Genomic DNA, 14,309 nt, shown 5'->3' with positions numbered 1-14,309 from the left:
TCGAACGACCCTGCGTCGTGCAGGGCCGCGGAAAGCGAAATCGTCCCCCGGAGGACCTTCCTCATAACCCAATATCTCGAAATCAAGCCTTCAACTACCGGGAGCTTTTTTGTAAAAAAATGTTACTAATAAGACCATTGTTTAAGTAGTTAAAAAAAGAAGACGACCTGGTTATTTTACCGGTCGTCTTCTCTGCTTCTTTTTATTCGAAGGAAATAGCCCAGCTGCCTTGACGCATCACAGCTTCTTTACTTCCGTCTTCCAAAATTCCATCAATATCCAGTTTGTCGGACCCCATCATAAAATCAACATGAGACAAACTATGGTTAATACCGTTTTGATCAAGTTCCTCTTCACTCATATCAGAGCCGCCTGTCATATTGTTCGGATAGGCTTTTCCTAGTGCTAAGTGACAGGAAGCATTTTCATCATACAAAGTATTGTAGAATATTAATCCAGACTGAGAAATGGGTGACTCATGAGGTACAAGTGCCAATTCTCCCAGACGACGAGAACCCTCATCCGTATCAAGCAAATGCTTTAATGTCTCTTCTCCTTCTTCAGCAGAAAAGTCAGTCACTTTCCCCTCTTTAAAAGTAAGAGTAAAACCATCGATTACGTTTCCTCCGTAGTTCAAAGGCTTCGTACATGTTACTTTACCATCTACTCCGTATTTATGAGGAGCGGTGAAAACTTCCTCTGTCGGCATATTTGGATTGAACTGAATATTTTCCTTCTCTGTTGTTGCAGGACCGCCTTTCCAAATGTGTCCTTTTGGAAGAGCTACCTCTAAATCAGTGCCAGGCGCCTTATAAACCAGCTTGCTGTATTGTTTTTTATTCAAATATTCTCGGGCTTTAATCAATGTTTCATTGTGTTCTTCCCACGCAGCTATCGGATCTTTCTGGTCGACGCGGACAATGCTGAAAATCTGCTCCCACAGTTTATCCTGAGCCGTTTCTTCGCTTTCTCCCGGGAAAATCTTTTGGGCCCAAGCCGGAATAGGAATACTTACAATTGACCACTGGAGGCGGTCATTCATCGTGTAATTTCTGAATGTAGACATGGCTTCTGACCTTGCCTTATTAGCTGCTGCCACCTTCCCTGCATCGATACCTTTTAGTAGGTCAGGGTCAGTAGAACGGATAGAAAGGATTGCAGCCCCTTGTTCAGCAAAATAGGTGAACTTTTGCTGCTGCCATTCTGGAACTTCGGATAATGTCTCTTGCGACGCATATTCATACTTCATACGAGTGAGTTCATCGTCACTCCAATTAATATGTACATCCTCAGCTCCCATTTCAAAAGCTTTCCTTGCAACAATACGAGTAAATTCAGCACCTTCGATGGTAGAGTTAATCATTAATTTTTGTTGCTCTTGTAAATTGACTCCTGTTCTTAAAGCCAGTTCTGCATATTTTTCCAGTTTATCTTGACTTGGCATTCTCATCTTGTACTTCCTCCCTATCGAATAATTGTATCCGTATTCATTATTCCATATTTACAATCCTATGTCACAATAAGAGACCCGGTACTGTCCGGGTCTCTTAGTATTATCCATCCTTTTCGATTTCTTCCACAATTAATGAAAGTTCTTCCCAACGCTCCATCTTTACTTCTAAGTTGTTTTCCAATTCTTCTTGCTTTTTATACAGCTTTTGTACTTTGTCGAAATCACTCGCCGCAGTTGAAATTTCTTCTTCCACTTCTTCAAGTTGAGTTTCTAAAGTGGCAATTTCATCTTCAATGGTTTCCCATTCTTGTTTTTCACGATAGGTGAGTTTACGTTTTCTGTTTGATCTTCTGGTTGCCTCCTGGGCAGACACATTTTTTCTTTTACTATCCTCTTCCTTCGCTTCTTTGCGGCGCTGCTCTAAATATTCTGAGTAGTTTCCATAAAAACGCCGGATTTTTTCCCCTTCAAATGCAACGATCTTGTCAATCGTCCGGTCGAGGAAGTAGCGGTCGTGAGAAACCGTAATAACGACCCCCGGAAATTGGTCCAGATAATCTTCCAGTACACTAAGCGTTTCTGTATCTAAGTCGTTCGTAGGCTCATCTAAAAACAGTACATTTGGTTCACTCATGAGTACGCGAAGTAGGTAAAGCCTGCGGCGCTCTCCACCTGATAGGCGTTTAATATACGTCCATTGCTGAGGTCTCGGGAATAAAAAGCGCTCGAGCATCTGCTCCGCAGAAACTTCGTCACCATCAGCCGTAGTAATTACCTCAGCCACTTCTTTAATATATTCGATAACTTTAAGGGATTCGTCCAGTTCCTCGTGGTCTTGAGTATAATACCCAATCTTAACAGTTGAACCAATCTTTACCTCGCCAGCATCCGGCTTAAGTTTTTCTGCCATAATATTTAAAAGTGTCGTTTTTCCAGAACCATTAGCTCCTATAATCCCTAATCGCTCACCTGGTACGACGAGATAGTTAAAGTTCTCTACAATTTGATGGGACCCAAAGGCCAGGGATACATCATCTAATTCAATGACTTGATTTCCCAGTCTTGTCGAACCGATGGCCATGTCCACTTGCTCTTTCTGCGTATCAAACGTCTCATCCTTCATTGCTTCCACACGCTGTTTTCTAGCCTTCTGTTTAGTCGTACGGGCTTTCACACCACTTTTCAGCCAGGCTAATTCTCTTTTTAGTGTATTGCGGTGCTTTTGTTCAGCCTGGCGTTCCCACTCTTCACGTTCTGCTTTTTTCTCTAAGAAAGTTTCGTAGTTTCCTTCATAAATATACAAACTCCCTTTATCCAGTTCATAAATTAAGTTGGTTACTCGATTCAAGAAATATCTATCGTGAGTAATGACCATCAACGCGCCTTTATAAGAGGCCAAGTATTCCTCCATCCATTCAATAGTTTCATTGTCTAAATGGTTGGTCGGTTCATCCAGCAGCAGCAAATCGGCAGGCTGGATTAGTGCTTTTGCGATAGCTACCCGCTTTTTCTGGCCGCCGGATAAGTCTTTTACCTGTTTCTGGTACGACTCGATACCAAGCTTTGAGAGAACAGTCTTAGCCACGGTATTGGCTTCCCAAGCATTCTTCTCCTCCATTTTTTGCTGAAGGTCCAACATTCGCTGCTGAACATCCGGGTCTTCAGGACTTTCAGAAAGTTCAAGCATCACCTTCTCATACTTTCTCATCACTCTCATTATGTCTGAATCACCGTAATAGATTTGTTCCAACACAGTTTTATCCTCTACCAGGTCCGGCTCTTGAGGTAAATATTCAACCGTAAAGTCTTTAGCATGATCGATTTGCCCACTGTCCGCTGTTTCCAGTTTGGCTAAAATTTTCAGCAAAGTAGATTTGCCTGTTCCATTTACTCCAATAAGCCCAATTCGCTGCTGATTGGTTATAGTAAAAGATATATCCTCAAATAAATCCTTATCTCCGAAACTTTTGCTCATATGATCAATTGATAAAATACTCATCACGCTCATCCTTTTTCACACGAATCTTTTCCCATCATATCACATGAGCTTAGCTGAGTGCTGAGTGAAGCTCATATGTGAAGCGGTCTTCCTTGTACGGACCTAAAAGCCCCAGGACTTTAAAAGTCCTGGGGCAATCCTTACCTTTGTTGAGCTTGTCTTTCCGTTTCCTCTGCTTCAATTGGCTGGTCCCGTCTCCAATACTCCATTCCTTCAACACCTGGAAGATGATCCTGATAGAAGACCGGATCGTTCCCTGCCTTACGCTGCTTCCTGTAATCCTTTAGTGCATCGTAGGCCACGGAGGATAATCGGAAAATGGCGTAAAGGTTAATTAAAGCCATAATCCCCATTGTTAAATCTGCAAGTGACCAGACAAGAGCAAATTCTGCAACCGCGCCAAACATTACCATAAACAGTACAGCGATACGATAAATGAAAATATTGGATGAACTGGATTTAATGAACTCAATATTTGTTTCACCATAATAGTAATTTCCAATGATAGAACTGAAAGCAAATAAGAATATAGCGATCGCAATAAAGATCGAAGCCCATGTCCCTAACTCAGATTCAAATGCCGACTGAGTGAGCTGTATGCCATCAAGGTCAGTACCTACATAATCACCTGCAAAGAGAATAATAACGGCAGTAGCACTACAGATAAGTAAAGTATCTGTAAATACCCCAAGCGTCTGAATTAATCCCTGTTTAACTGGGTGCGTCACTTCTGATGTAGCGGCGGCGTTAGGGGCACTCCCCATCCCAGCTTCGTTAGAAAACAGACCGCGCTTAATACCTATTAAAATCATACCGCCGAAAGTACCGCCGGCTACCTCTCTAAACCCGAAGGCTCCTTGAAAAATTTGACCAACCATATTCGGGACTTGACCAAGATTAATGAAAAGCACGTAAGCAGCAAGAATGATATAGAAGATTGCCATAATCGGAATAATGTACTGAGTAACCTGTGCAATGCGTTTTAAGCCTCCGAAAATAATTAAGGCCACAATTAAAGTTAAAATTCCGCCCATTACCCATTTTTGAATATTAAATGAGTTTTCAAAAGCAAGACGAATCGTATTCGACTGAACGGAACTAAATACCAGACCATAAGTAAATGTAATCGTAACTGCAAATAGAATACCCAGCTTACGGTTCTTCAGCCCTTTTTCCATATAATAAGCCGGACCGCCCCGATACTGATCTTTATCAGGAACCTTATAAATTTGCGCCAATGTACTCTCAATAAAGGCGGACGCTCCTCCGAGTATCGCAACAAGCCACATCCAAAACACAGCTCCTGGTCCACCAACCGTGATTGCAGCAGCTACACCAGCTAAGTTACCTGTTCCCACCCTGGAAGCCGTACTAATAGCAAATGCCTGGAATGGGGATGTACCTTTTTTCCCTTCTGCCGAAATTGAACGCTTGTCGAACAGAACCTTAATCATTTCAGGAATGTAGCGGAACTGCACAAAATTAAGTTTGATCGAAAACCATAACCCACAACCTAGCAGGGTAGCCACAAGTATGTAACCCCACATGTAAGTATTTAAGGTTTCAAGTAATGCACCCACGCTTTCTCCACCTCCATATTTTATTCAAATAATTGCCAATTATGGGACATTTCCCAATACAATGCAGAATTAAACCGCTTTCTAATTAAAACACCTTTATTAACCTACCAATAAAACAAGTTAGACTCAAATGAAATATTTTTACAAATATAAAAACGTGATCTTTCATAAAAGGAAGCAGATTTGGAAAAAGGAAGTTGGAGAGTTTACAGTTAAGAATAAGCACCGTAGTTTTAATCTTTCTATTGACTTGAGAATTATTTTCATTACAATAGTAAATGGGATTGAAAATCATTTTCAATAAGGAAAAACATATACATATGAGGTGAAGGAATTGAAAAACAAATGGTTTTTAGTAAGCATTATGCTGATTGTATCCATCTTTGCTTTAGCTGCATGCGGCAGCAGTAACGATGAAGGCTCTTCCAATGAAAATGAAGATACTGAAGAGAGCTCTTCTGATGAAGGTTCCTCTGAAGAGAACGCTTCTCAAGAATCAGAAGCAGGCGGCGAAGTCAATTTATATACGGGCCGTCACTATGAAACTGATCAGGAGCTATATGATACATTTACAGAACAAACTGGTATTAAAGTTAATGTAATTAAAGGCGACGATGATGAACTGATTGCTCGTCTTGATCGTGAAGGAAAGGCTTCTGAAGCTGACTTGTTAATGACTGCTGATGCAGGACGTTTATATAGAGCAAAATCTCAGGATCTCCTTCAAGAGGTCAACAGTGATGTTTTAAACGAGAATATTCCTGAGAAACTTCGGGATCAGGAAGGTCAATGGTTCGGACTTACAAAAAGAGCGAGAGTTATTGCGTATCATAAAGAGCGTGTAAACGAGGAAGATATTCAAACTTACATGGATCTTACAAAAGATCAATTCCAGGATAAAGTGCTGATTCGCTCTTCTTCTAACATTTATAATCAGTCTCTTCTTGCTTCTATGATTGCTCTAGAAGGAGAAGAGAAAGCTAAAGAATGGGCACAGGGAATCGTTGATAACATGGCACGTGAACCAAAAGGCGGTGACCGTGATCAAGCTAAAGCTGTTGCAGCAGGCGAAGGTGACGTAGCAGTTATGAACACTTATTACCTTGGAAAACTTCTGAAATCTGAGGATCCAGAAGAAGTGAAAGTTGGAGAACAACTTGGCGTTATCTTCCCTAACCAGGATTCAACAGGTACTCACGTTAATATCAGTGGAATCGGGATGACGGCCAGCAGTAAAAATAAAGATAATGCGCAGAAATTCATGGAATTTCTGACGACAGAAGAAGCGCAGAAACAATTCGCAGAAGCTAACTATGAATACCCTGTGAACCCAGATGTAGAACCATCTGAGCTTCTTAAGAGCTGGGGAGAATTTAAAGAGCAGGACATTAATCTTTCTAAACTGGGTGAAAACAACGATAAAGCAGTTAAAATTATGAACGAAGTAGGCTGGAAGTAATACCAATGCGCAAGTGCCGTACTCTAAGAGTACGGCACTTGGTATATATACAAAACAATTGAGAACTGTTATCATCTTTATAGGTGTTCACTCTTGAATCCACTAGACACAAGGCTGCCTGGTGGATTGAGGATTGAACTCAACCATGCCCTAAAGGACGTGTCCCGATTGAAGCTGTTCCGTAAGCTGCCTGGGTATATGAACATCTGGTCTCTGTTTAGCTTGATCATTGTCATACTCATCTTGCTTCCAAACCTAACTATTCTAATTAACTTTTTCACTCAAGAAGCCGATAACTGGGCTCACATTCAGGAGTTTATTCTTCCAGACCTGCTTAAAAATACAAGTTTGCTAATCATATTTACAGGAGTTCTCACGATTTTAATTGGAACGAGCTTAGCCTGGCTTGTCTCAGCTTATGATTTTCCCATGAAAAAATTCTTTAAATGGGGTCTTATTCTCCCTTTAGCTATCCCGCCCTATATCGCGGGATACACGTATAATGGCATTCTGAATTATACGGGAGTCATCCAGTCAAATCTTCGAAATCAATTAGGATGGGAGGTTAACCAATCCTACTTTGATATATTAACTCTTCCAGGAGCCGTTTTTATCTTTACCCTCTTTCTGTTTCCTTATGTTTACACGATCACAAGAGGATTTTTAATGAATCAATCAGCTTCTCTAGTTGAGAATGCCCGGCTGCTTGGGAGGAATCCCTGGGAAATTTTTTTCCGTGTTGTTCTTCCGATCTCACGAAGTGCAATTGTTGGAGGCGTAAGTCTTGTCCTTTTGGAAGTACTGAATGATTACGGTGTTGTGCAATACTTTGGAATTCCTACTTTCAGTACGGCGATTTTCCAGACGTGGTTTGGAATGAACGACTTGAACTCAGCTATTAAACTATCTGCCACGCTCATGTTTATTGTGTTTGGTATTCTCATTCTGGAAAAAGTTCTAAGAGGCCGTAAGAAGTACAGTTATTCTCAAGCTAAAGTGAGGCCGCTGACTCCAATAAAGCTCAAAGGAGCTAAAGCATGGTCCGCTTTCAGTTACAGTCTGATCATATTTTTACTCGGGTTTTTGATTCCGTTTATTCAGTTAGTCGATTGGATGTTCTTAACATTTGATAAAATTGCCTCTCCACAGTTTATGCAGCTTATTTGGAACTCGCTGCTCGTTTCCTTTACAGGAGCCACTGCCATAATCATATTTGCTGTGATCATAGCGAACTTTTCACGAATGCACCAGAGTATCCTTTCTAAGTCAGCCGCACGGGTTACCATACTAGGATATTCAATTCCAGGTGCAGTCATCGCCGTTGGGATAAGCACCGTTTTCATCCAGATTGATAACTTGCTGTTTAGTTTCTACGAATCTATTGGTATGGAACCTACCTTATTCTTAAGTACTAGCTTGTTCATGTTGGTTTCAGCATATGTGATTCGCTTTCTGGCCATTGGATATAACTCGATGGAGTCTGGCTTTGATAAAATCGGCAACAAATTTACGGAAGCTTCCCGTATGCTCGGAATGAATTTAACCAAAACCTTCTTTAAAGTAGACCTTCGTATGGTTAAAGGTCCTCTAATCAGCGGATTTATTCTTGCTTTTATTGAAATATTAAAGGAACTTCCTTTAACTCTGATTTTAAGACCATTTAACTTTGATACCTTATCTACTAAAGCCTTTCAATACGCAAGCGATGAACAAATCCATGAAGCTTCGCTCGCCTCAATTATTATCGTTCTTATTAGCGGGATTGCCATCTATATTTTCCATCAAGTAATAGAAAAGGAGCCAAATTGATATGTTTATCCAAATCGAAGACCTTTGCTTTAGCTATGGAAATTCAAAAAATAACACCATACAAAATTTCAATTTAACAATTGAACAAGGTGAAATAATCTCGATTCTTGGAGAGAGCGGCAGCGGTAAAAGTACAATACTGCGATTACTTTGCGGACTGGAGACCCCAAGCTGCGGAAAAATTGAAATCAATGATCAAGTGATGACTGACGATCGCCGTTTCATATTACCTGAAAAGCGCGGCATTGGTATGGTATTTCAGGACTATGCTCTCTTTCCTCATATGAATGTGAGCGAAAATATTCAGTTTGGACTGAAAGGGTTTGGGCGGAAAGCTAAGAAAAACCGAGTTCAGGAGGTTCTTGAGCTCGTTAATATGGAAAGCTACGCAAAGCGATATCCGCATGAATTAAGCGGTGGTCAGCAGCAGCGAATTGCTCTGGCGCGAGCACTTGCTCCTAAACCTTCCTTACTGCTTCTGGATGAACCTTTCAGCAACTTGGACGCGGATTTACAAATTAAGATCCGCAATGAATTGAAAGAAATTATTAAGAAGACAGGGATCACTTCCATTTTCGTAACCCATGATCGTGAAGATTCAAGAGCTATAGCAGATCGCATTATAACGATGAGAGATGGAGCAGCCCACGACTGGAACTCCATTTGTACAACACGTTACGATCAAAAAGCCAATCAGAAAGAGTTCGTTAATATCACCTAGACCCTTCCATACAAAAACGCTGCCGTTCCACACGGCAGCGTTTTTTTCTTATCTCTTCCGTTTCCAAGGCAACTTAGTTCCGAATTTCTCCGCAAGCTCTTTGGATTCTTTCCGTCTTTCTTTACGGTATTCATGACGTCTCTTCGCTCCGTCATGCAGCCACTGTTCTTCTTCTGTTTCTGGATAGACACCTGGTACAGTGGAAGGCTGGTTGTTGTCATCTACCGCAACCATCGATAGAAAAGCGGTGGTACAGACTTTGCGGTCGGCTGATAGTAAATTTTCAGTAGTCGCTTTGACAAACACTTCCATGGAGGTGTTATGAGTGTAGGTCACAAATGCCTCTACACAAATCGTGTCTCCTTCCTGAACCGGCTGCAGAAAGTCAACCGAATCTGTTGAAGCTGTTACAACCGGCTTCCTGCAGTGGCGTACCGCAGCAATAGCAGCTACATCATCAATGTAAGCCATTAGCCTCCCTCCGAATAAAGTTCCGTGACTATTTGTGTCAGGGGGAAGTACGTGTGAACTTTTCACAGTAAGTGAATCTATACATGGTTTTGCGTCCATTAGCTTCGTCTCTCCTTTTCTATGGAATCGTTCTCTGATGATAGTATACCATGAACGTCTAAAATCAACCTTCAGGGGGTAAATGAATTTCGAATAATGCCCCAGGACTGTCCGGGTTGTTAGCGGCTCGAATTTTTCCACCGCTTCGTTCAATAATGGCTCTTGAAATAGCCAGACCCAATCCTGTTTCCCCTTCTTTTCCTTTAATGAAACGTTCAAATAATTGAGGCAGGAGATCCTCAGGAATTCCTTCTCCATCATCACTGACGTGGACTCTAAGACCTTTTTCATCTCTGAACGTATGAATTTGAATCTTATTTTGAGCATGGCGGACAGCATTACTTAATATATTTATAAAGGCTTGCAGTACCCTCTCCTGATCTACATTAGAGTAAAATAAATCATTGGTGTCCACCTCAATTTCCACCCCTTTTTCCTGAGCTAACGGCAAGAGCCTGTCCTTAGCCTGATGGACAAGTTCGATAATCTCGGTGCGCTCAGGATGATATACATCCTCACTGCTGTCCAATTTGGCGAGCAGAATCATTTCATTTACTATTTTTTTCAACCTATCCGTCTCACTGACCATCACATTCAACCCTTTTTCGGCTGCTTCTCCTTCGAACACACCATCACGGATCCCTTCCGCATAGCCTTGAATGGACATAAGCGGTGTTTTCAGTTCATGAGAAGCATTTTGAAAGAATTGTTTCTGAGAGTGTATATAGCGGGCCAGTTCCTCTGCCATGTGACGAACACTTTGTTCTACTTCTTTAATTTCACCAGTAGCTTCTACAGGACGCACCTCCTTGAATTGCCGTTTCTCAATTTTTTTGACTTCTTGTTTTAACTTCGTCAGCGGTGTCACCAGTCTCCGTGTCAGGAAGTAGCTGACTACAATAGCAAGAACCAGTCCAATTAAGAAAACGACAACCATTCGAAAAGCGAATACCGATTGTACGGCCTGCAAATCATTAAGTGGTGTCGCCATCACTAGAACTTCATCATTTTCTTCAGATAATGGAAAGTCATAGATGACATACTTCTCTCCCCCGCTTTCCCACACTTCCTGGTCTTTCAATTCACTTTCGTATTCGTCCATCCAAGTACGTGCTATTTCGGAAGGCATCGTACGAAATAATACATTATTTTCATTCACGTTGAATAATAGGATAGGATAATTTCGATCCTGAAGAAGCTGAGATAACTGAGGACTCCTCGAAGCGTCTTCTTCGTTAATGATATCAATCAACAGTTCTGCTCTCGCTTTAAGCTGTCTTTGTTCATCCTGGATCAGCATGTCCATTAAAAGGGAATAGATAAAAAAAGCTGTAATTGACATGATGATAATAATTAGGGCAGTAAATGCTGCATTCAATTGATAAAGAAGTTTCATGAGGACTGTCCTTTGTCACGCAGCCTATAGCCATATCCCCATACGGTTTCAAGGGGAAGCTGCTTCATCTTTTTGCGCAATCTCTTAACAAGATCATCAACGGCCCGGTCACTGCCAAAGTAGTCTTCCCCCCATACCTTCACTAATAATTCCTCCCTGGAAAAAGCACGGTTTACTTGAGACGCTAATATCCTTAGCATTTCGAATTCCTTCGTTGTTACCTCTACTTCTTCATCCTGAAAGTAAGCTCTCCGTTCTCCCTCATGTAGAAGCAGTTCTCCGCTTTCAATTCTATCTTCCCTGGAATGCTGCTCTGGCTGCATCACTTCCCAGCGTTTCAAATGACGCTTTACTCTTGCCACAAGCTCCCGAGGACTGAAAGGTTTGGTCAAATAATCATCTCCGCCAAGTTCTAATCCTAGGATTTTATCTACCTCTTCATCTTTAGCTGATATGATAATAATCGGGACCTGGGAGCTCTCTCTTACTTTTTTACAGAATTCATAGCCATCCATTCCAGGAAGCATAATATCCAGCACCCATAAATCAGGCGATTCACTTTCAAATATTTCCCACGCTTTCTCTGCTGTCTCAACCGCTGTTACTTTCAGTCCCTCTTTTTTTAAGTATCCTTCTACTATATCTCTTATATTTGGATCATCTTCTACCAATCCAACGAATTGATTCACTCGGATCACCTTCCTAAAGTTCAGGTTTTCTCTATCATCTCATATTTTTATACTCTCCTCTCGTTTTACACACTTTTTCCACATTTTCTCCAAAATCATTCCATATATGAGTCGTAGAATAAGAATTGCACAAAGAAACACAGGACGAATCAGTCAGCAGCACTTATTCCTTTAAGGGAGGTCATTGCATAAAATGATGAACGAAGAAAACAAAAACCACGCCAAGCGTAGTTATAAACGTACAGGATTAGCATTCAGTGTATTAGGAGCTATTATAGCTGTTTTCATAGTAACCACAGTTTTTCAATGGAAAGGCGTTTCAATAAACATTAATACAGACAAACCTACCGCTCAAGCTGATGAATTGAACCTGGGTGAGTCTCAAAGCGCTACTACACAGGCAATTAACGAGGCTTCGGAAGCAGTAGTTGGCGTCAGCAAAATGAAAGAAACGCCTCAAGGAACTCAAAAAGCCGGTACAGGTTCTGGGGTCATTTATAAAAAAGATGGTGATCAAGCTTATGTAGTAACTAACCACCATGTGGTAGAACAGGCTAGCAGTCTGGAAGTTGTCATAAGCGGTGGTAAAAAGGTAGAAGCTGAACTCAAAGGCAGTGACCCATTAACAGACCTTGCCGTTTTACAAATAGATAGCGAATATGTCAAAAAGGTTGCCGACTTAGCTAAAGCAGAAGACGTAGAGGTCGGACAAACAGCCATAGCGATAGGTAACCCGCTTGGCATGGAATTCGCAGGTTCTGCAACGAAAGGTATTGTCAGTGGCCTTGAGAGAAATATCCCAGTAGATATTAATGGTGACCAACAGCCAGACTGGCAAACCGAAGTTATTCAAACGGACGCAGCGATTAATCCGGGGAACAGCGGCGGTGCGCTCGTTAACCTGCAAGGTGAAGTCATAGGTATCAATTCTATGAAAATCGCTAAAGAAGAAGTCGAAGGTATTGGCTTCTCCATCCCAATGAACGTAGCTAAACCAGTCATTAAAGATCTGGAGACAAATGGTGAAGTGAAACGACCTTACATGGGTGTATCTCTTCAGGATCTCAGCCAGGTTCCCGGATCTATTCTGCAGAGAGAGCTAAACCTGCCTGCTGATGTTTCTAAAGGCGTTATTATCCAGGCAGTTGCTGAGAACTCTCCTGCTCAGAAAGCAAACCTAAGTCAATACGATGTAATTACAAAGATTGATGGTAATAAGATTGATTCACTTATGGATCTGCGTCAATTCCTTTATAACGATGTAAAAGATGGCGAAACTGTTGAACTAACCGTTTACCGAGACGGAGAACCTATGAAAGTAGATCTTAAACTTTCTTCCCAATAAGATAATAAATCCGGTGGGAGACAATTGAAGGAAGTGGACTTAGCCCGGCACTTCTGAGGTAGTCGTCGTTCTTACCACCAGGCATGCTAACTATTTTCAAAAACCATAAAAACCTCTCTCTTGTAAGGGTATCCATCGATCGCTCGTGGATACCCTTTTTTTTATTGTTCTGGTAACAGAAAAAAACCACTAGCCTACGAGGCAGCGGTTTATCTGTCTTCACACTTCTTCTTATTTCCTTACACGAATTCGCACTTCACTCAATAGCTCATCCTCATTAGCAGTTATGAATGCATCCACAATCTGACGGATAAGAAAGGGACCTTCGGGATGATACCCTCTCTTTTTCACATACTCTAATAATTCTTCATATAAGGACGTTTTAATACTATTTCTAGTATAAAGAGCTGCATACATTCCTTCTTTTAGTATTATTGTTCGGTCAGCGTTGATTTGCGATTCTTCTGCAATGATGCTGTATATTCCTTCATATTCGGGAGGATCTTCAACCCCCAGGCTTTCGAGGGGCCTTATCAATCCAATACTCCCTGCCATTGAAGGTGAAAGTCCAGCTTCATATATTCTATTTCGAATGATAGTATTCATATCTTCGCTGGTCCGAATTTTACCTTCATTTTCTATGAGTTTTGTTTCAGAATAATATTGAATCCTTGGCTGGTTTATATAATTAGTACGTGCTGCTTGCTTTAAGGCTTGAATTTTTCTATGCAGCTGTTCATTTCTGCTGGAAAGTTCATTGATTTTGTCACGATTCACCTGTTCCTGTCTTTTTAACCCATCTATATAATCATCTAATGTACGTTTCCTGCCTGAGGCGGACATCGCCTCGTTTTCTTCGTTTGAAGAAAAGGGTTTAGTAGGAATGTTATAGAATTCTGAATTATGATCTATGCTGCGCTTCTCCACAATTCCACCCCCTTTAGGTTAGTATTCTCACTCTCTACTATATCCATAAACTAGTACCATTTATACGGACCACATCTAAAAAACACTAACAATTTACAATTGCTACACTTCACTAACTTAGACCAGCTTTCCTTAAATATAGGCCCGTTTATATCTCAATATTGATTGTTACAGAAAAGCTCCCGTTTGTTGAAGACTTCATTTCGAGATATTTGTTGAGCGAAAGGTCCTCCAGGGGACGATTTCGCTTTCCGGCCCTGCATGACGCAGGGTCGTTCGACGTTGCCACAGGACGTGGCGATCTTAGTCGAACATCCCTTGTGCTGAGCCTCCTCAGGCTAAAGCCTGCCGGGATCTCACC

11 protein-coding genes are annotated in these 14,309 nt (G+C 41.3%); 4 read left to right on the top strand and 7 right to left on the bottom strand.

From position 1 onward, the window contains the following. Positions 1 to 202: 202 nt before the first annotated feature. The 3 genes from WAM07_RS09915 to WAM07_RS09905 form a co-directional block, all read right to left on the bottom strand. Entirely contained in the window at positions 203 to 1,450 is a 1,248-nt protein-coding gene (locus WAM07_RS09915; protein WP_422166472.1) for an aminopeptidase, read from the bottom strand. Positions 1,451 to 1,553: 103 nt separating this feature from the next. Beyond that, positions 1,554 to 3,452 (bottom strand): ABC-F family ATP-binding cassette domain-containing protein, encoded by a 1,899-nt coding sequence (locus WAM07_RS09910; protein WP_422166470.1) that lies wholly within the window; start codon positions 3,450 to 3,452, stop codon positions 1,554 to 1,556. Positions 3,453 to 3,592: 140 nt separating this feature from the next. Next, on the bottom strand, positions 3,593 to 4,999 hold the full coding sequence (locus WAM07_RS09905; RefSeq protein WP_422166476.1) for an alanine/glycine:cation symporter family protein: 1,407 nt from the start codon (positions 4,997 to 4,999) through the stop codon (positions 3,593 to 3,595). A gap of 367 nt (positions 5,000 to 5,366) precedes the next feature. On the opposite strand from WAM07_RS09905, the gene WAM07_RS09900 reads away from it, so the two are divergent. The 3 genes from WAM07_RS09900 (at position 5,367) to WAM07_RS09890 (ending at position 9,021) form a co-directional block, all read left to right on the top strand. After that, positions 5,367 to 6,491 carry a Fe(3+) ABC transporter substrate-binding protein gene (locus WAM07_RS09900; protein ID WP_422166469.1) on the top strand — a complete coding sequence of 375 codons (1,125 nt, stop codon included), beginning with the start codon at positions 5,367 to 5,369 and terminating at the stop codon, positions 6,489 to 6,491. Positions 6,492 to 6,689: 198 nt separating this feature from the next. Next, positions 6,690 to 8,300, top strand: a complete 1,611-nt coding sequence (locus WAM07_RS09895; RefSeq protein WP_422166474.1) for an ABC transporter permease — start codon at positions 6,690 to 6,692, stop codon at positions 8,298 to 8,300. Between the two features lies 1 nt (position 8,301). Further along, positions 8,302 to 9,021, top strand: coding sequence for an ABC transporter ATP-binding protein (locus WAM07_RS09890; RefSeq protein ID WP_422166467.1), 720 nt, complete (start codon positions 8,302 to 8,304; stop codon positions 9,019 to 9,021). Between the two features lie 48 nt (positions 9,022 to 9,069). Here WAM07_RS09890 and WAM07_RS09885 read toward each other — a convergent pair whose 3' ends face one another. The 3 genes from WAM07_RS09885 to WAM07_RS09875 all read right to left on the bottom strand — a co-directional run bounded on the left by WAM07_RS09885 (position 9,070) and on the right by WAM07_RS09875 (position 11,676). Then, entirely contained in the window at positions 9,070 to 9,591 is a 522-nt protein-coding gene (locus WAM07_RS09885; RefSeq protein ID WP_422166465.1) for an acyl-CoA thioesterase, read from the bottom strand. A 64-nt stretch (positions 9,592 to 9,655) separates the two neighbouring features. After that, entirely contained in the window at positions 9,656 to 10,987 is a 1,332-nt protein-coding gene (locus tag WAM07_RS09880) for an ATP-binding protein (protein ID WP_422166463.1), read from the bottom strand. Further along, positions 10,984 to 11,676: a response regulator transcription factor gene (locus WAM07_RS09875; protein ID WP_422166461.1), complete on the bottom strand. Its 693-nt coding sequence runs from the start codon at positions 11,674 to 11,676 to the stop codon at positions 10,984 to 10,986. The genes WAM07_RS09880 and WAM07_RS09875 overlap by 4 nt, the downstream gene beginning before the upstream one ends. Before the next feature lie 193 nt (positions 11,677 to 11,869). On the opposite strand from WAM07_RS09875, the gene WAM07_RS09870 reads away from it, so the two are divergent. Then, positions 11,870 to 13,021: a S1C family serine protease gene (locus WAM07_RS09870; protein WP_422166459.1), complete on the top strand. Its 1,152-nt coding sequence runs from the start codon at positions 11,870 to 11,872 to the stop codon at positions 13,019 to 13,021. Between the two features lie 231 nt (positions 13,022 to 13,252). On the opposite strand, the gene WAM07_RS09865 is transcribed toward WAM07_RS09870, so the two are convergent. Next, complete coding sequence (locus WAM07_RS09865; RefSeq protein WP_422166457.1) at positions 13,253 to 13,948, bottom strand: hypothetical protein; 696 nt, start codon at positions 13,946 to 13,948, stop codon at positions 13,253 to 13,255. Positions 13,949 to 14,309: the final 361 nt, after the last annotated feature.

It is taken from the genome of Halobacillus sp. (assembly GCF_049282395.1).
In the GTDB taxonomy this organism is placed as follows: domain Bacteria; phylum Bacillota; class Bacilli; order Bacillales; family Halobacillaceae; genus Halobacillus.
Note: the sequence above shows the minus strand (reverse complement) of the source record. Positions and strands in the feature narration are given on the sequence as shown.